14 protein-coding genes are annotated in these 18818 nt (G+C 50.8%); 9 read left to right on the top strand and 5 right to left on the bottom strand.

The window, feature by feature from the left end:
- Position 1: 1 nt before the first annotated feature.
- Positions 2–838 carry a ribonuclease III gene (gene rnc, locus H6G53_RS14675; RefSeq protein WP_190534153.1) on the top strand — a complete coding sequence of 279 codons (837 nt, stop codon included), beginning with the start codon at positions 2–4 and terminating at the stop codon, positions 836–838.
- 9 nt (positions 839–847) lie between these two features.
- Here the strand turns inward: rnc and H6G53_RS14680 are convergent, their stop codons facing one another.
- Entirely contained in the window at positions 848–2023 is a 1176-nt protein-coding gene (locus H6G53_RS14680; protein WP_242030925.1) for an Npun_R2821/Npun_R2822 family protein, read from the bottom strand.
- A gap of 375 nt (positions 2024–2398) precedes the next feature.
- Here H6G53_RS14680 and H6G53_RS14685 point away from each other — a divergent pair, with 375 nt between their 5' ends.
- From H6G53_RS14685 to H6G53_RS14695, 3 genes are all read left to right on the top strand, one after another.
- The gene (locus H6G53_RS14685) at positions 2399–2959 is read left to right on the top strand and encodes a hypothetical protein (RefSeq protein ID WP_190534161.1); all 561 of its coding nucleotides are present in this window, start codon (positions 2399–2401) and stop codon (positions 2957–2959) included.
- A 218-nt stretch (positions 2960–3177) separates the two neighbouring features.
- Positions 3178–3786 carry a hypothetical protein gene (locus H6G53_RS14690; RefSeq protein ID WP_190534191.1) on the top strand — a complete coding sequence of 203 codons (609 nt, stop codon included), beginning with the start codon at positions 3178–3180 and terminating at the stop codon, positions 3784–3786.
- A 200-nt stretch (positions 3787–3986) separates the two neighbouring features.
- Positions 3987–4238: a UPF0175 family protein gene (locus H6G53_RS14695; protein ID WP_190534195.1), complete on the top strand. Its 252-nt coding sequence runs from the start codon at positions 3987–3989 to the stop codon at positions 4236–4238.
- 44 nt (positions 4239–4282) lie between these two features.
- Here the strand turns inward: H6G53_RS14695 and H6G53_RS19015 are convergent, their stop codons facing one another.
- Positions 4283–4417: a hypothetical protein gene (locus H6G53_RS19015; protein WP_255512378.1), complete on the bottom strand. Its 135-nt coding sequence runs from the start codon at positions 4415–4417 to the stop codon at positions 4283–4285.
- Between H6G53_RS19015 and dnaG the strand changes: the two genes are divergently transcribed.
- The 3 genes from dnaG (at position 4406) to H6G53_RS14705 (ending at position 8738) form a co-directional block, all read left to right on the top strand.
- The gene (gene dnaG, locus H6G53_RS14700) at positions 4406–6514 is read left to right on the top strand and encodes a DNA primase (protein ID WP_347343145.1); all 2109 of its coding nucleotides are present in this window, start codon (positions 4406–4408) and stop codon (positions 6512–6514) included. The two genes, H6G53_RS19015 and dnaG, sit on opposite strands and share 12 nt — an antisense overlap.
- A 442-nt stretch (positions 6515–6956) precedes the next feature.
- Complete coding sequence (locus H6G53_RS19020; protein WP_255512377.1) at positions 6957–7088, top strand: hypothetical protein; 132 nt, start codon at positions 6957–6959, stop codon at positions 7086–7088.
- A gap of 33 nt (positions 7089–7121) precedes the next feature.
- Positions 7122–8738 (top strand): sensor histidine kinase, encoded by a 1617-nt coding sequence (locus H6G53_RS14705; RefSeq protein ID WP_199309267.1) that lies wholly within the window; start codon positions 7122–7124, stop codon positions 8736–8738.
- A 95-nt stretch (positions 8739–8833) separates the two neighbouring features.
- On the opposite strand, the gene H6G53_RS14710 is transcribed toward H6G53_RS14705, so the two are convergent.
- Positions 8834–11041 (bottom strand): ATP-binding protein, encoded by a 2208-nt coding sequence (locus H6G53_RS14710; RefSeq protein ID WP_190534201.1) that lies wholly within the window; start codon positions 11039–11041, stop codon positions 8834–8836.
- A gap of 829 nt (positions 11042–11870) precedes the next feature.
- Here H6G53_RS14710 and H6G53_RS14715 point away from each other — a divergent pair.
- Together H6G53_RS14715 and H6G53_RS14720 are read left to right on the top strand one after the other, a co-directional pair.
- Positions 11871–13172, top strand: a complete 1302-nt coding sequence (locus H6G53_RS14715) for an AAA-like domain-containing protein (RefSeq protein ID WP_242030926.1) — start codon at positions 11871–11873, stop codon at positions 13170–13172.
- 1 nt (position 13173) lies between these two features.
- The gene (locus H6G53_RS14720; protein WP_190534206.1) at positions 13174–16863 is read left to right on the top strand and encodes an AAA-like domain-containing protein; all 3690 of its coding nucleotides are present in this window, start codon (positions 13174–13176) and stop codon (positions 16861–16863) included.
- A gap of 229 nt (positions 16864–17092) precedes the next feature.
- Here the strand turns inward: H6G53_RS14720 and H6G53_RS14725 are convergent, their stop codons facing one another.
- Both H6G53_RS14725 and H6G53_RS14730 read right to left on the bottom strand, forming a co-directional pair.
- Positions 17093–18076 (bottom strand): DUF2927 domain-containing protein, encoded by a 984-nt coding sequence (locus H6G53_RS14725; RefSeq protein ID WP_190534208.1) that lies wholly within the window; start codon positions 18074–18076, stop codon positions 17093–17095.
- Between the two features lie 115 nt (positions 18077–18191).
- Positions 18192–18782, bottom strand: coding sequence for a thioredoxin family protein (locus H6G53_RS14730; protein ID WP_190534210.1), 591 nt, complete (start codon positions 18780–18782; stop codon positions 18192–18194).
- Between the last annotated feature and the right edge of the window lie 36 nt (positions 18783–18818).

Genomic DNA, 18818 nt, shown 5'->3' on the forward strand with positions numbered 1-18818 from the left:
CATGGGTTCGTTGGCATCAACCGTATTAAGCTATCCCCGCCGACAACGGGATCTCGAAGCCCTGTTATCGCGCATGGGGTTGGATGAGGGGGCAACTGTCGATTGGGTGTTGCTCGATCGGGCCCTGACTCACCCCACGGCGGATTCCCAAACCAACTACGAACAGTTGGAATTCGTGGGGGATGCGATCGTGCGGACGGCGGCGGCCGAATTGCTGTGGGAAACCTATCCCGATTGGCCCGTGGGCGAAATGGCGGCGGCGCGGGCCATTTTGGTGAGCGATCGGATGTTGGCGCGAATTGCCGACACCTATAATCTGGAGCGCTACCTGATCATGGGCGGCAGCGCGGCTCGGGATTTGGAAGGGCGGCAATCGCGCTTGGCCGATGCTCTGGAAGCAACCATCGGAGCCTTATATCTTTCGGTGCGATCGCTGGATTTGGTGCGGCCTTGGCTCGATGACCATTTTCGAGCGATCGCCCACCAGGTGCGCAACGACCCGGCCCGCCAAAACTACAAGGCAGCCCTCCAGGAATGGACTCAAGGGCGCTACAAATCCTTGCCGGAATATCGAGTGCGGGAACTGAGCGCTGTCCATGGGGATGTGCAGCGCTTTGAGGCCCAGGTTTGGTTCCATGGCCGTTGTTTGGGCCAAGGCCGCGGTCGATCGCGCAAGTTGGCGGAACAGGCCGCGGCCCAAGAAGCCTTTTTATGGCTGTGCGATCGGGATGATTTGCCCAGTGATTTACCCGGTGATTTACCCAGCAATTTGCCAGGCCCTTTACCGGGCGATCAATCAAGCAATTCACCTGGTGATGCGCCCGGCGATCGCGAATGATCGCGAACATTAGGCTGACTTGCGCATCCATTGTTTAAATTTCTGCTTGAATTTCCGTTGGGCCCGCTCCCATAAACTCGGAGGCGCATTATGGGCCCGGGGGCGACCGACCAAGCGGGGGCGCTGCTGCGGATGCTTGAGGTAGCGGTAGTGCAAGAAGGTGTCGCGATAGGGAAAGGTGATGTTTTCGCCCGCGCAAACCCTGGAAAATAGGGACGACGATAGACCGATGTAGTGCAAATAAAGCAGGGGGCGATCGCGATCGAACACTTGCCCCGATCGCTCCACAAAATGTTTTGAAGTGACGCTATTGCCCGTGACCTTTTCCTTGGGCCAATGGTGCGCACAGTTATGAACCTTGAGGTTCGATCGCATCACCAAATAGTTCAACAGTGCCTGATCGGCCGATCGGGGATAGAGCACATCTGACTCGCCGGCCTGAAGCTGTTTCAACAATTCATCGCAGCGATCGAGGGTCAGCACGCCTCGCTTGGTGGCATACAGCCCCGAACAAAACAGCGATTGCTGCATTTGCTCCGGTGAAAACAGCGATTGCAACAGAGGACTCGCCACCCGATACACATGGGCGGGGTCTTTGTACTGAAAATCGTAGGTGACCCAATCGGCGGTTTCCAAGGCCGCAAACCAGGGCGCGAGGGGCTGGAGCACTAAGGTATCCGCATCCAGATAAATGAATCGATCGAACGGGCCATCGAAGGCCGCTAACCGCCGTCGCCCGCCCATGGTGCGCCCATAAAGATTCGGTTCTTGTTCATAAAGCTGCAAGGCCAGGGGGGTGGCTTCAATGACGGATTTGGAAAATTGATCCCAGTGGGCAATTAAGTCCCAATCTTCCAAAATTTGCACGTGGGGCCAGTCGGCCAAGACGGTTTTCAGGCGATCGATCCGATGGTCATAGGGACAAACCAGCACTGGATAAGGACTGCCATCGGCCAAGCGGCCGCCGTTGGCTTCAACGCTGTTCAAAAAGGCAATGAGCTGATCCAGAACCACATCGTTGGCTAATGTGTAGAGACCATCCATAAAAATTCCCCCCCGGGTCTTTGTGAATCCGATCGCGTTTGGGATCGCTACTCTGTGGAAGCCACCCGATCGCGCCTCCTTCAGGTTTAACCGATCGCCCCTGGGATCACCGCGCTGGCCATTCGGGGGCTGTGACCCCATAAGGTGATGTGAGGTGATGATTGATCGATCGACTGAGACCGAGAGCAGCAGCACTCTAGAATTGATTACAATTGATAGAGAGTCATTGAGAGGGCGCTGATGACGCTACTAGAATTGCAAAATCAGGCGTTACAGCAAGTAGGGCAGGCATTAGCCACTGCTATTGCTATCTAGTCCAATGGTATCCATGCTCAAAACAATAATCGCCGCTTCCCATAGCGTGATCAGATTGCTTTAGCGATCAGGTTGAGTTTGCCCATCCTACCAACTCCTAATTCGGTGTTTGCTCTTGGTCTGATATCGTACTTGGTAGGGCTAAAAAGTAAATAGAAGGAACTGATTCAATCTAGCAGAAGAGGCTATGAAGCAGTAATGATGTCATCAACTAAGTCATGGGCAGTTTTTATTGGAGTAGCTATAGTTGACGCAGTTTTACTCGTCAAGCTACTAACCACCCAATTTGCTACAGGTCTCCTGCTCGCTATTATTGCCATCACAACCCTCTTAATCTTTTCTTTTTGGCTTGAGGACGTAACAAAATCTAATTTCAGTAGAGATGAACAACAGATTGCGCTGAGCGATATCAGTTCGAGGTTAAAGACAACTGAGGATAATTTGATAGAGGCCCAAGCCAAGATTGAGTCTAATGAGGACAAGATCGACAATCTACTATTACTCTCAATGGGTTCTGGCACGTACACAAGCTTAAAGAAAATAGCTTCAGGTGATTTTGGCAAATATCATAAAAAGCCTAATGGAATTCTAGATCGCGAACTTCGTTATCTTCGTGTCATTGGTTATATAGAGGTGAAAGACAATGTTATTGGCAGAATTCCTGAGCACGGTGAAAATTTGTCAGAGTACGTGTGGACAACTGAAACGGGCAGAGACTTTGTTAATTTGCGCGAGTCAGTAGAACAGCGCAAGAGCGAGTAAGGCGAGCACTGCTCACTGCTATCTAGCCCAATGCTACCCATGCTCAAAACAATGATCGCCACTTCCCAAGGTGTGATCGAATTGCTTTAGCGATGGGTTATTAGGTGTAGGTGGGTAATACTCACCCGATTGACTGTCTAATAATCCACATTTGCTTGCGGTCTAAGGCGGTCTTCTGATTAAAATTCAGTGCAGATAAGATTTATTGGAGATCTGATATGAACCCGGTTCAAGCATTTTCGGCTGTGAGTGGTAGCAGCGGTATGCTAGGTGGAATTATTGGGTTACTACGTCAGAAAAAGCAGCAGTCCCATGAGCGAAAGATCATGAAATTTCGTAAGGAGATGATGGAGCTTCAAATCATTGATAACTCCAATTTACGAGATCAGTTTGTTGAGCAGTTATTGCTTGATCGCTTCCTTGCCCCCATCGAGAAAGCCCAATTCAAGATTCAGGAAACTGCGAAACAATCTCAATCTTTGGCAAGATTATTGGGAATTTACTATAAAGATCATGGAATTCCTAAAGAAAAAGCACCAGAAATTTGCTCTGAATTTCGTTCGCTCGCAATTCGCTTAACCAAAGTTGAGTCTTTAGAAGATCTCAAAATTTTGTATGAAGCAATTACAATTTTTGTTCAAGAAATCTCAATTTACAAACATCGTGAAAATAAATATTCGATTGAATATTTCGTGGAATCTAAAATTCTTCATAAGTTAAATGACTGCATTGCAGACTATAACAATTTTCAGCGCAGGCTTGAGATGTATAGCAGTATTGACTTTCAGATTGCCACTCAGAAAGCCTTGCCCGAAAGGAGTAGTTAGCAGGCCATCACTATCTAGCCAAACGGTATCCATGCTCAAAACAATGATCGCTGTTTCTCGCAATGCGATCAAATTGCTCTAGAGATCGACTATATCGACTATTAGGTGTAGGTAAACAATACTTACTCTACAGACTAAAGACGGCTTAGGCTAGCATACAAAGGTAAATCAGACCGCAGATGATCCGTGAGGAAAATTCGATGCAAATTACTCTGAACCTACCTGATAGCCTTAGTCAGGCAGAAACTTTTAACCAGAGCGACTGGCTTCGAGAAATTGCCATTGCTCTGTTTCAACAAGAGCGAATTTCCCTCGGTCGCGCCAGCAAAATTGCCGGGATAGAAATCATGAGCTTTCAAAAGCTGCTGGCAAATCGCGGCATTTGCGTTCATTACGACGTAGAAGACCTTGAGCAAGATGTTCAACATCTGCGCGATCGGGGCTGGCGATAATTTTTGCCCGTGATCCTGTTGTTTTTCAAAATCTTGCCCTTGGTCTATTCGACCTGCCATGGGTGAGATCCACAAAAATTCAGCTTTCGCGATCGCCCTTGGCCGCTCAATCCCCCGATCGGGTCGCGATAATAGGACAATAGCCGTTCGACTTGCCCCGCCCGATCGTGCGTCTTCATCCCGACACCGTAGAAACCGTCAAACAACGAGCCGACATCGTAGATGTGGTCTCGGAACGGGTCGTGCTGAAAAAAAACGGCAAAGACTTCAAAGGCCTCTGTCCCTTCCACGACGACAAATCCCCCAGCTTCACCGTCAGCGCCACCAAAGGGTTCTATTACTGCTTCTCCTGTGGGGCTGGGGGCAATGCCATCAAGTTTTTGATGGAGCTGGACAAGCGATCGTTTGGTGACGTGGTGTTGGATTTGGCGCGGCGCTACCAAGTACCCGTGCAAACCCTGGAACCGGAACAACGCCAGGAAATTCAGCGGCAAATCACCGAGCGCGAACAGCTCTATGAAGTCCTGGCCGTGGCGGCCGGGTTCTATGCCCATGCCCTGACCCAACCTGTGGGGGCGCGGGCCATGGATTACTTGCTGGAAGAACGGCAACTGCGCCAGGACACGATTCAGGCGTTTAATTTGGGCTACTCGCCGGCCGGCTGGGATGCCCTGTATCGGTACTTGGTGGATCAAAAACGCTATGCCGTTTCGCTGGTGGAAAAGGCGGGGTTGATTGTGCCCCGGAAGGCGGGCGGTGGCTATTACGATCGATTCCGCGATCGGCTGATGGTGCCCATTCGCGATCCCCAGGGCCGGACGATCGGCTTTGGGGGGCGGACGCTGAACGGCGACGAGCCAAAGTATCTGAACTCGCCGGAAACGGAGCTATTTGACAAGGGCAAGACGCTTTTTGGGCTAGACCAGGCCAAAACGGCGATCGCCAAAACCGACGCGGCGATCGTCGTGGAAGGCTATTTCGATGTGATTGCGCTCCATACGGCGGGCATTGAAAACGCTGTGGCAGCTTTGGGCACGGCCCTGAGCTTGGCCCAGGTGAAGCTGCTGACGCGGTTCACGGAATCGAAGCAAATTATCCTGAACTTCGATGCGGACTCGGCGGGCCAAAAGGCCACGGAGCGGGCGATCGGGGAGGTGGAAGGGCTGGCTTATCGGGGCGAAATTCAACTGCGGGTGTTGAATTTGCCGGGGGGCAAGGATGCCGATGAGTTCCTGAAAACCTACAGCCCGGATCATTACCGCACCCTGATCGCCGATGCGCCCCTCTGGCTCGATTGGCAGCTCGATCGGGCGATCGGTTCCCGGGATTTGCGCTTAGCCGACCAATTCCAGGCGGCCGTGGGCGATGCGGTGAAGCTCCTGAGCCAACTGCCCAATCCCGCCACCCGCAGCCACTACATCCGCCGCTGTGCCGACCTGCTGGGCCAAAAGGACAGCTACTTCACGCTGCAATTGGAGCAGGACTTGCGATCGCAGGTGCAGGGCCAGCGCTGGCACGGGCGATCGGCCAAGTGGCAACGATCGGGCGATAGCAGCCTGCGGGAGTCGGCGGAGGGACAACTCTTGCGGATTTATTTGCACCGTCCCGATCGTCGCCAGCAAATCTTGGCCATTTTGGAGGAGCGGGAGTTGGAGTTTGGCCTGTCACACCATCGTTTTTTGTGGCGGCAGATTTTGCAGCTCCAGGATCAATGGGGTCAGGAGGCGACTGAATTGGCGATCGAGTTGCGATCGAATCCAGACCTTTCCCATGAGGATTTGGCCATGGTCGATCGGCTTTTGAGCTTAGATGAACGTACCCTTTTGGATCTCGATCGCCCCGGCCTGACCATCCGCGCCGCGATCGCCACCCTCGAAAGCCTGCAATGTGCCAAGCGTTGCCGCCACTTGCTGGATGCTTGGCTCTCCCATTACCTGCAAGCGGAAGTGGCTGCCGAAGCGTTGCGGCGGGTCTTTGCCGGTGAACCCCCGATCGGCTCCGGAAACGATAAGGTGATTAGTCTGCGGAGTGGCGGCGGTGGCGGCGGCGGCGGCGGTGTGGCCGGCAATTTGGCCCTGGCTCCCGACCCGATCGACCTGGAACGCCTTGAAGAAAATCTCAATCGTGCCTACGAACAGCAACAAACCTTCCACGATCTTTATTATCAAGAACGCCGCTACTTACAACAACTGCAACAGGAACGATTCACCACCTTTGAAGATTTGGCGCAAAATCCTAGTGATGGGTCAATTTCGCCACTTAATCAATTGTTTTGAGTGGAAATCAAGCAATTTTAGAAAATCCCGAGTGAAAGCTATATCCTAAAAAAATGTCTGAATCGCCAAAAACAATGCACGGCTAGCCCAAGCGATCAACAAAGACAAGTGCATAAAAACAAGGGAGTTCAGACCCTTGATCCTATAACGATTGGCGCTTTGGTAATCTTCGCAAGCTGCTGCTTAAAGATCCTGACCGATTGGGTTTCCTGAAACCAGCCCCTCTGGCATGAACATTGATTGAATATTCAATGAATTCAGGAAACATTTCAGGGGGTTAAGTTGTGTTCCTGGCTCTGCTAAATTGTGATGTCAGTACATCATCTCTTCCCGAGTTTTACCATCTTGCGACGTTAGAGTAACCTGGGGAGACACCTCCGCGATCGACAGTCAGTAGGTCAGTGAACCTAGCAGGCCAATCAGCAGGTCAATCAAACGCCCAATGATGCGCATCTTCAAGGCTTGGTTTCAGTGGCTTCAGCGCCGCTTGCTCTTTAAGCGTCAATCGGGCGCGATCGCCCAGGCTAAGGCAGTTTTGGGCTATGATTCAACCTCCATGGCTCCAGCAACCTAGGCCGCGCGATCGACCGCTCTGTTGGGTTCTCCTTTGTCAGAAAACTCCGCCTTTGCCAGCTATCCTGACCTGATCCACACCACTCCTAAGCAACCAACTTTGAAGCTGAATTCATCTGATCACGCTGATCACAATCTCAATCCCGATCGCGTTCCATCCCCGGAGTTGGACATGGATTTGCCAGCCAGTGACGTAGCCCATGATGGTCATGGGCTGTTTCCCCTTCCCACTGATGAAGAGGAACGATTACAAGACCTGCTCGACTATCAAATTTTGGACACGGTTCCCGAGCGTCAATACGATGATTTGACCAAGATTGCAGCCCAAATTTGCGGCACTCCCATTTCGCTCATTAGCTTGCTGGATGGCGAGCGGCAATGGTTTAAGTCTCGTCATGGAATTGATGCCACACAAACTCCACGCAGCCAGGCTTTTTGTGCCCATGCGATTTGCCAGCCCGATGAAGTTTTGATTGTGGAAGATGCCCTGGAGGATGGACGTTTTGCCAATAATCCCCTAGTACTGAACGAGCCAAAAATTCGATTCTATGCCGGTACACCTTTGGTTACGACCAATGGCCATGCGATCGGGACATTGTGCGTGATTGACAAAACGCCCCGACAGCTAACAACCCAGCAAATGGAAGCCCTAGATGCGCTGGGTCGTCAGGTCATTGCCCAATTGGAGCTGCGGCGAAAAGCAATTCAACTGGAAGCGGAGGTGAAGCGTCGCCAGGAAATTGCCCAAGTCGCTACCGAAAAAAGTAAAAAACTAGCCCAAGCCCTTGAGAATTTACAAAAGGCGCAAATCACCTTAGTTCATGCAGAAAAAATGTCAGCCTTAGGGCGTTTAGTGGCGGGCGTGGCCCATGAAATTAATAATCCCATTAACTTTATTCACGGCAATCTTCATCACTGCCAAACCTATCTAGAGGAACTATTAAACTTAGTGAGCCTCTATAAAAAACATTATCCCAATCCCCACGAGGATATTACCACAGTCCTTGCGGAGTTGGATTTGGAATATATTACTGAAGATTTTTCGCCCCTTTTTAGCTCTATGTTCGTGGGAGCTAATCGCATTAAAACCGTCGTGAATCTCTTGCGCATGTTTTCGCGCTTGGATGAGTCAACGATTAAGTTTACTGATTTGCATGAAAACCTTGACGCGACTATTAGTCTGATGGGGGTTCACTTAGCCGGAAATGGCAAACGTCCATCCATTCAAGTGGTGCGCGATTATGGGGATTTGCCCTTGGTTGATTGTGCGATCGGGCAGTTAAACCAATGCTTTATGCAAGTGCTTTTAAACGCGATCGAAGCGTTGGATCAGGGTGTGGGCGACAGCTACCCACCGGATACCCTGCCAACCATCACCGTGCGCACTGAAACCGTTGAGCCAGACCGCGTGCGAATTGCGATTTCAGACAATGGCTTGGGGATGAGTGACGAATTACGCCGCCAAGCTTTTGACCCGTTTTACACCACAAAATCAGTGGGTAAAGGAATCGGTATGGGGCTAGCCATTAGCCATCAAATTATTGTGAACTTGCACGGAGGAATGTTGTCCTGCTTGTCGGAGCCAGGCAAGGGAACAGCCTTTATTATGGAAATTTATCGATCGTTTCCGGCTCGTGAATCAGAGTCCTAAAACTTCGAGCTTGCTGCTCTTTTGCCAATCATTTGATCATTTTAGACAAATTTTTCTAGAAATATTCTGGGGTTCGAGTGCTTGAGCATTAACTCCTAGATCCGGGGCGCAAAATTGCTCAAGGAATCGATCGTCATGGCCGGTGAAACCGATCGCTCGGTGGCAGCAGGACTGGAAAAATATTGCTCGATCGGGATTTTCACCACAAATTGGGTTTGTCCCTGCTCATTCACCTGATACCAAAGTTCCCCGTGATGTCGTTTCACAATGATTTGGTAGGCATTCGCCAGGCCCATTCCAGTCCCCTGCCCGATCGGTTTGGTGGTGAAAAAGGGATCAAAAATCTTATCTGCCAACGCTGGGTCAATCCCTGAACCATTGTCAGTAATTTGAATTTGTGCAAACCGTTGCAAGGTCAAACCATTGGCATGTTGCTGACAAATCAGGCGTGTTTCCACCTTCACCATGGGCACAAACATTTCTTGCAATCGACAGCGTTCCTCAATGGCATCCAGCGCATTGCTAAACAGATTAAACAGCGCTTGATTCAGCAAACCGGGATAGCATTCCACCGTGGGAATATCGCGATCGTAGGCGCAATGGGACTGAATCACTTGACCGCAAGTGGACTCTAGAAATCGCTCAGTTAAAATGCTGAGTGTGCTATTAATTCCGTCGTGAATGTCAACGGATTTGAGTTCTGATTCATCCAATCGCGAAAAATTGCGCAACAACAACACAATTTCACGAATTCGATCGGCTCCGTTTTTCATAGATGTCAGAAGATTAGGAAAATCAGTTTTTAGAAATTCAAATTCCACTTCCGAGAGCCACTGAGCGATCGGATCCACTGGATTAGGATAATGCTGTTGATAGAGGTCAAGTCCTTGAAATACTTGATGACTATATTCTTGAGCGTGGGTTAAGTTGCCATAAATAAAGCTCAAGGGATTATTAATTTCATGGGCAATGCCGCCAACCATTTTGCCCAAAGAAGCCAACTTTTCGGACTGCACCAACTGAGCTTGGGTTGCTTGCAGTTGATTTAATGTTGTGGCTAATGATGCGGCCTGCTGTCGTGCTTCTTGTTCAGAAGCTTGCAGGGCCAAAGCAGTTTGTTGTTTTTCTTGCAATTCTTCCTGCAATCGGTTCATCAACTTACTTTGACGCAGGGCAATTCCCAATTGCAAACTTAATTGTTGCAATGCTTCCACTTCCAAATTGTCCCAAGATCGTGCCCCCTGACAGGATTGGGCAATCAATAATCCCCAAAGATAAAAATGAGCCGGAGTAATTGCTTGATCATCAAGGTTTTCCTGCCAATCTAAATCACTAGATTCTGATTTCCATAAAATTGGAATTACTAAGTTGCTGCGCACTCGCAAACTACGCAAAAATTCTCGATGACATTCTTGCAAGGGACTGGCTTCAATGTCTTCAATCATGCAAATGCGTCCTGCTTGGTACAGAGGAGCATGTTTTTCTTGAAAACAAGGATCTGTGAAGGATTGTCCCAACAAACTCAAGCTGGGATCCGAAACAGATTCCGTTGAAATTGCACCGCTGAAGTCCCCATTGAGCTGAAAAATCAGCACCCGATCGACCTGCAAAAATTCTCGAACATCTTGCACTAGGGTTTGAAACAGGGGTTCAAAGTCTGCCGTCGTCCAAACACGCTGCAAGGTTTTAGAAAAAATTTGTTCACAGGCCAACCGCCGCGCCAAAGACTGTTCAATCGATTGGCGTTCCTGAATCTCTCGCATCAGTTGAGTATTTTTGGTTTGTAACTCAACGGTGCGATCGGCAATTCGGGCCTCCAAATTTTGATTAATTTGGGCTAATTCTTGGGCAATAAGCTCACGACTGCTAACCTCCTGCTGCAATTGTTGATTAATTCGCTCCAGTTCGTCCGGACTGCGCAGCGACAAAAACTGAGGCAATAAATTCACCAAAGAAACGGCCGTGTAACAAGAAATTAAAGCTGTTAAAGCTTTTTCAATTCCCGCTAGCCAATAGGCCCCATACCACAGGGTCCAAACTTCCAACAAATGACCTAAGCCACATAGGATAATAAATGCCCCGAACATCAGAAAAATACTGATAGGCAAAAATTTCCGACGCTGATAGGCAAAGTACATCAGCATGGCGGGAATCGAGAAATAGGCGATCGCAATTAGTGAATCACTAACCACATGCAGCCCTACTAAGGGCGTTTGCCACAAATAACAATGACCATGGGGCATATAAGATTGGCTGCCCAAAACGATCGCTTCAAAAATTTCCTTGATTTTTTGCAAATCCATTGAAGGTACTCGCTGTAGCGGGAGATGGTCACTATGAGCAGGAGATGATGTTTCTGGTTTCGAGAATTAGCAACACTTGAGCTGCTTGATCCATTTAAGCATCCTAACAAAAAATGAAGTTTAAATAATTATTAGCTCATTGCTTGTTAGCTCCCCATCTTAGCTCAATCCTCAGAAAATGAGAGGAATAACGGGAGCAAGGTCAAGATTACCAAAAACCCATGCTGTATCAAAATATGCAAAGCGTCAAAATTATGGGCAGCCAAAACCTAGGTTGGCCTTTGCCATGGTGATTTGTTATGGTGAATCTTGCAAAGCGTCTTCATTATTTTAAGAGGATGTCTGGGAAGCCAAAATTGATACATTGCGGGTCTTCCCAAGCAGCAAAGATCAGGAGTCTAAGTTTCTTGATCCCATGCCTGTTACTGCTTAGTTAGCACTTCAATTCACTGCTCAGACATCCTCTAAAAACACAATTTTGTGCATCGTCGTTCGTTGAAATCAAGTGATTAAAACAGATGAAAACTGTTCAAGAACAAATTCAATCATTTGCAAAATTGGATATTTGTGATCAGAATTAATTCTAGACAAGTTCAGCTTGCTTGACATCTAAACATCGCAACTTAAGGCCACAACTTAAGCTCAAAGGAGCTGAAATGGACAAATTCTATAGTATTTTCGACCTAAGTATCCATTGAGATCATCTATTTTCACAGGCGATCGCCCTGTCTCAAGGCAGCGATCGCAGCAGAATTCCCCGAAGTTAGTTGTAAGGTTTGGGGGCTGAATGGCCGAAATTCCAAAAGTCTGTAAACGATATCGCGGCGTTATGTTAAGTCCTCAAGGTTGGCAACGCTTGCAGTCCGCAGAGCAAATTTCTGCAACCCAACAAAACCAGGGAAAGCCCTACACCTTAGAACAGCTCAGTTGCTTCACTCAATTGAGTCCTAATACCTTAACGAAGGTGCGCCGTCGCGAAAAATTAGTGGATTTTCAATCACTCCTTCTCTATTTTCAGGCTTTTGGTTTAGATCTCAGCGAGGGAGACTATTTAACTTCTATGCAAGTTCGCAATCTTGAACGCACCAAAAAATCAACTGATTGGGCAATGCAAGTGGCTCCACCCCGGGGGCAGTTACCGATCGACTCTCCGTTTTATATTCATCGACCACCCCTCGAAAGTCTTTGTATTGAAGAGGTGGTTCAGCCGGGATCACTGGTGCGAATCAAGGCTCCTCGGCAATATGGCAAAACATCCCTAATAGCACGTACCCTGAGCGAAGTTCAGCAGCGAGGATTTCGGACAGCAGTTGTCAATTTACAGGGAGCTGATCGACAGGTTTTAGGAGACTTAGACTGGTTTTTAAAGTGGTTTTGCGCCAGTGCAGCTAAAAGCTTGGGGCTAGCCGATCGCCTGGCGGATCAGTGGGATCCGATGTTTGGGGTGAGTTATGCTTGCTCAGAATATTTTGAAAACTATCTATTGGCGGAATCGGATGCGCCATTACTCTTAGTTTTAGACGAGCTAGATCGGCTCTTTGGGTATCCCGAATTAGCGACGGATTTTTTCGGCTTATTGCGATCTTGGTATGAGCAGGGGCGCTATGGTTTGGAAAATCGAACTATTTGGCATAAATTACACATTGCAATTATCCACTCCACGGAAGTTTGGTTGCCCTTAAGTCTCAATCAATCGCCGTTTAATGTGGGACTGTTGTTGGAACTCCCTGCATTCACCTGTGAACAGGTGGTGACCCTTGCCCAACAATATCAACTAACAGCGGCCAAAGAATATGGCCATGCTATTTTTACGTTTTTAGGGGGGAATCCTTTCCTATCTCAAATTGGCTTATTTTATTTGGCGCATCAAAAACTTTCCCTGGCGGATTTGCCGCAACAGGCAACGAATCCCGATAGCGTTTTTAGTAGTTACTTACGCCGCTTGCTGAAGCTGCTGGAACAACAGGAACTCCTAGAAATCATGCAGCAGGTGGTGCGATCGCCCAAGGGGTTAGAACTGCCCCACACACAGGCCTTTCGACTCCAGGGATTAGGGTTGGTTACTTTTGATCAGCGCTTGGCATTTCCCAGTTGTGAACTGTTTCGACAGTTTTTCCTAACTCTTTCATGACATGATCAACCCCGCCTCTCCTTCGGATTTTGTCTATCAGGTGGGGGGCAGTGTACCGCCCCGATCGCAGGCTTACGTGAAGCGCCAAGCGGACGACTACCTCTTGCAAGCGCTGCTGGCGGGCGAGTTTTGCTATGTGTTCAATGCGCGGCAGATGGGCAAGTCGAGCCTGCGGTTGCGCACCATGATGCAACTGCAACAACAGGGCATTAGCTGCGCGGCGATCGACCTGACGGCGATCGGGTCGCAAAAAATTGAAATTGAACAGTGGTACGCGGCGATCGCAGCCATGCTGAGTAAACCCCTGCCGTTGCCCTTTGATTTGCGGTCTTGGTGGAAGGAATATGCCTATTTACCTCCGGCGGCTCGTTTGGGGGAATTTATTGATGCAATTTTGCGATCGGGCATTACAAACCGCCTAGTTATTTTAATTGATGAAATTGATACGATTCTGAATTTAAAATTTCCCACGGATGATTTTTTTGCCCTAATTCGCACCTGCTACAACCGCCGCGCGGAGTTGGATCTTTATCAAGGATTAACCTTTGCCCTGTTTGGAGTCACCACTCCCGGCGAGCTAATTTCTGATAAAAGTCGAACACCCTTCAACATTGGCCAAGCAATTCAATTAACAGGGTTTCAGCACTCAGAAGTTAGCAGTTTGGCGGCGGGGTTGGTGAATGTGGTTCCGCAGCCAGAGCGGGTACTTTGGGAAATTTTGCGTTGGACTAATGGGCAACCATTTTTGGTGCAAAAAATTTGTGCGTTGGTGTTGCGATCGCGCCAATTATCAGCGGCCATGCCCACCGCAGCGGTTGACCAAACTACCGATCGCGCGGCCGATCGCACGGCCGATCGTGTGGCTGACCTATCCGCCGATGCCAATCCGCCTGCCCAGTTTTCGCCCAGGGCTTTTGTCGATCGGCTGATTCAAAGCCAAATCCTGAACCATTGGGAAGCCTCCGATGAACCGGAGCACTTGAAAACCATCCGCGATCGACTGCTGTATGACGAGCGATCGGCCGGGCGACGGCTGATGCTCTATCGCCAAATTTGCCGCGCCGAACTGAGCGCCGATCCACCGCCCCACCCACCGGGCCAAGCCACCGTGCCCCTGGTGCAGGCGGATGGGTCTGCGGCCCAAACGGAATTGCTGTTGGCGGGAATTGTGGAAAAACGGGACGGCTACCTGCGGGTTAAATGTCGCATTTACCGGGAAGTCTTTAACCTGGCCTGGGTCGATCGACAGTTAGACGACCTGCGCCCCTATGCCACTTGGCTGAATGCTTGGGTGGAATCGAACTACCGCGATGCGTCCTATCTGTTGCGGGGCAATCCGTTGCGGGAAGCCTTGGATTGGATGCAAAAGCGCAGTCTCGATGATTTGGACTATCGCTACTTGGCCGCTAGCCAGGAACTGGAGCAACTGGAAATTCAGCGACAACTGGAACTCGATCGCCTGCGGGAGGCCGAAGCCCGTTTGGAAATTGAGCAACGCAGTGTCCAGCGCCAACGCCAACTGCTCGTGGCCCTGAGCATTACCCTCGCCGCTTCCTTGGTTTCCGGTGGCATCACCCTGTACGCCTACCAGCAGGCCGCCATCAGCGACGTGCGATCGACCATTGCCGCCTCCCGAGGGAGTTTTGCCTCCGATCAACGACTGGATGCCCTATTGCAAGCTTTGCAAGCACGCGATCGCTTCCAACAATTGCGCCTTGTGCCGGCCCCAACTCGCCAAGAACTGAAGCAACGCACCCAAAGCGTTTTGGAGCAGGCGGTTTATGGCGAAAACGAGAAAAATCAGCGCTTTGCTCACCCCGGCGGCGCATTGGCCGCGGAATTCAGTCCCGATGGTCAATCGATCGTGACCACTGGCACCGATCGCACCGCCAAGGTGTGGCGCTCAAACGGCTCGTTGGTTCATACCTTGGAGCACAGTTCGTTGGTTTACGATGCCACCTTCAGCCCCGACAATCAAAAGCTGCTGACCGCCTCCCTTGACGGCAACTTGCACATTTGGGATCGCAACTCCGGCCGGTTGCTCAAGAAATTTACCGCCCATCAAGGGGGAATCTGGTCCGTGGACTGGAGCCAAGATGGGCAATGGATTGTTTCCGGCAGCAGCGACCTGACCGCCAAAATTTGGTCAGCCACCACAGGCAATCTAAAAACCACCTTGCGGGGCCACAAATCCACCGTTTGGTCCGTGGCCTTTCACCCCAACAGCCAACGGGTAATCTCCACCGGCATTGATGGGCAAATGATCCTTTGGTCGATCGCGGGGCAACGCCAACACCAATTCAACGCCGGAGCCAGCGCCGTTTGGGATGCCATTTTCAGCCCCGATGGCAACTTGATCCTCTCGGCCCACGCAGACAATCAATTACGGCTGTGGCGGGCCGATGGCACACCGGTACGCACCATTTTGCGCCATGAGGCAGCGGTGATTAATGTGGCATTCAGCGCCGATGGCCAACGGTTTGCCTCCGCTTCGGCCGATCGCACCGTGCGCCTGTGGGAAACGGCCACCGGTCGCCTGCTGCGGATCTATCCGGGCCATGCGGCCACCATCCGCGGCCTTTCCTTCAACAGGGACGGCAAAACCCTGGCCTCCGTCAGCGAAGATGGCTTTTTGCGGTTTTGGGCCACCGAAAACGCCTTTTTTGAGCAATTGCAAGACCACCCCACCACCGTTTGGCGGGTAAATTATGCCGCCAAGTCTTCTCCCCTGTGGCCACAAGTGACCACCATCACCGCCAGCGATGTGCGTTTTTGGCAACGGAACGGGCGGCCGGTGCGGGAATTCACCAATCTCAGCGAGGGAGAGCTATACAGCCTGGCCCTGCACCCCACTCAGCCGCAGTTTGTGGCGGGGGATGCCAACGGCAAGCTGACTTGGGTGGATGTGACCACCGATCGCCGCCAATCCATGACCGGCAGCCAGTCCCCGATCCATGGCGTGGCCTTCAGTCCCGATGGGCGCTATTTGGCAGCGGTGGGCGACGATTTGCACTTCAACCTTTGGCGGCACGAGAACAATGGGCGCTATGTGCAGTTGCAACGGTTCCCGGCCCACAAAGCCCGCATTTGGGATGTGGCTTTCAGTCCCGATGGTTCCTATGTGGCCACCTCCAGCACCGATAGCACCGTGAAGCTTTGGACTTGGGCCGATCGCGCTCGCAGCCGACTTCAGGAACAACCGGCCCAAGTGCTGAAGGGCACGGGCAGCGGCATTTGGGGCTTGGCGATTCGGGCCGACAGTGAACAGATCGCCGCCGCCAGCCGCAACCAAGAGGTGCGGATTTGGAACCGACGGGGCGAGCTGCTGCGCCAAATTCCCACCCAAGGTGATAGTGGTCTGACGCGGGTTGCTTGGAGTCCCGATGGGCAGTTGCTGGCGATCGCGAAAAACAACAGCGCGATCGAGCTGCGATCGCCCGAAGGCAAGCTGATCACCACCCTCAGCGGCCATAGCTCGATCGTCAGCAGCGTGTCTTTTAGTCCCGATGGGCAACAGCTCGCTTCCGGCAGCGAAGATCGAACGGCAACCCTTTGGAATTTGTCCCAAGTGCGATCGCTCAATTTTGTGGAATATGGCTGTCGATGGGTTGCCGATCGCTTGCAACATGGGGCACAGGATTTTGATTTACCCCTATGTCGGCCTTATTTGGATTTCAAAAGTAAAAAGTAAAATTTGAAAGGCAAAAAGTAAAATTTGAAAGGCAAAAATAAAAGTAAAAGGTGATCAGACTCTCTCTAAGTAAATGCCTGAAAAGCAAATATCTAAAAAGCCAAAGTTACTGCCTTTTTTGTCTCATTGATCGATAGAGACAAGAGACTAAAATCGACAAAGACAAGGGGCTTAAGCCCCTTGCCCCGATGATTGGATGATTACCGGTGAGTTGCTTTTCAGACCGCCTCTAGCGGAAAAGTTGGCGAATTTGTTCACGGGTTTGACCACTGCGCACCCGGCGATCGTAAAGCATTTGAATTAAATCCCGATCGAGCGGTGAAAAATCCTGTGTTTCCGTCCAGCCTTGATAAAACGTACTGTCGCGATAGGTTTCCGCATCGTTCATCAAGCCCAAAGATTGGGTCAGTTCTTCGCGAATCAGGTGCGATCGCTCCCGTTGGGTCACTCCCGTAGTGCTAATTAAAATTTGGGCCCGTTGAATTTCTAAATTGCCCGTCCACCAAACCCGGAAAAAACCCAAATTTCGGGGCACATAGTGGGGGTCATATTTCGGAAAATCCGCTTCCGGCACAAAGTAAATGACGACATTGGGATTTTGGGTGGTGAAGCGAATCCGAATTGCGCCACCCAATAATTGATTGAGATCACCCACAATTCGATCGAGCGTTTCCCGATCGGTCGCCGTCGGCCCACCTCGCACCGCCAACCGCAGATCACTCGCCCACTTGCGAATGTAGTTTGTATCAGGATTATTGGAAAATTCGTTTCCAAATGCCACTTCCATGAAGTAGTCCAAAGCGGCCCGAGAATAGCGCCGATCGCTCGATCGGCGCGTGCTCATCAGCCACTGAGTAAGCGGTTGATGGGGTTGGTTCTTGAGATATTGCTGATCGTTGGGTTGATTATTGGGTTGATCATTAATTTGATCGCCCAATCGGCCAATAAATCGGCCAACAAACTGATCAGTAAACTGGTCATTAAGCGGATTACCAATGAGCTGATTACTCGCCAAGACCGATCGCCCCGGAGCCGGATCAATGGCGCGGCCCCAAGAACCCACCCCCCACAACAACATCACCAACCCGATCGCCCCCCATAGGGTATTTCGGGGGATTGATCGACTCGTTGATCGACGCTTGGGTTGAATCTTGGATCCACTCTTGGATCCACTCTTGGATTGACTCTTTCGAGAACGGGGACGATCGCTCATAGCTGTTGGCTAACTTCTTGTGCCCATTATTGAGACCTAGATTGAAACCCAGGCCGAAACCCAAACGCATGGCGGCGGCAGCATCCGACCAACCGGCAATCCCCTAAACCGCCCCCTAAACTGCACTGAGACCAAAATAGGTCGGCTCATTGCCGGGTTTCCACTTGATGTTGCAACCCAAGCTGGGAATTTGGGGTTCCGGAACCGGTTCCCCCGCCCAAACGGCCGCCAACGCAGCCCGCAAATCTGCCCCATCATTGGGTTCTGGGTTGCCGGGGCGGCTGCGATCGAGCTGGCCACGATAGACCAAAGCGCGATCGCGATTAAACACAAAGAAATCTGGGGTGCAGGCGGCCGAGTAGGCCTGGGCCACCGCCTGAGTTTCGTCATAGCACAGGGGGAAGTTGAATCCGCAGTCCCGGGCCCAGTCCGCCAGCCGATCGGGCGCATCATCGGGATAGGCCACCGCATCGTTAGCGCTGATGGCAACGATCCCTGCGCGATCGCCCCAATCTCGACCCAACCGGGCCAACTCCGCCTGAATATGCTTGACATAGGGACAATGGCGGCAAAGAAACATCACCAACAGCAACGGGCGATCGGCCACCGTTGCTAGGGAAATGGTCTCGCCCGTGGTCACCTCCGGCAGGGCAAAATCTGGAGCCAGAGTACCCAATTCCAACATCATTGAAGCGGTTAGCACCATAACGGCTTAGTCTCCTGAAATAGGCAATTGATTAAC

This window comes from Limnothrix sp. FACHB-406 (genome assembly GCF_014698235.1).
GTDB lineage: Bacteria > Cyanobacteriota > Cyanobacteriia > CACIAM-69d > CACIAM-69d > CACIAM-69d.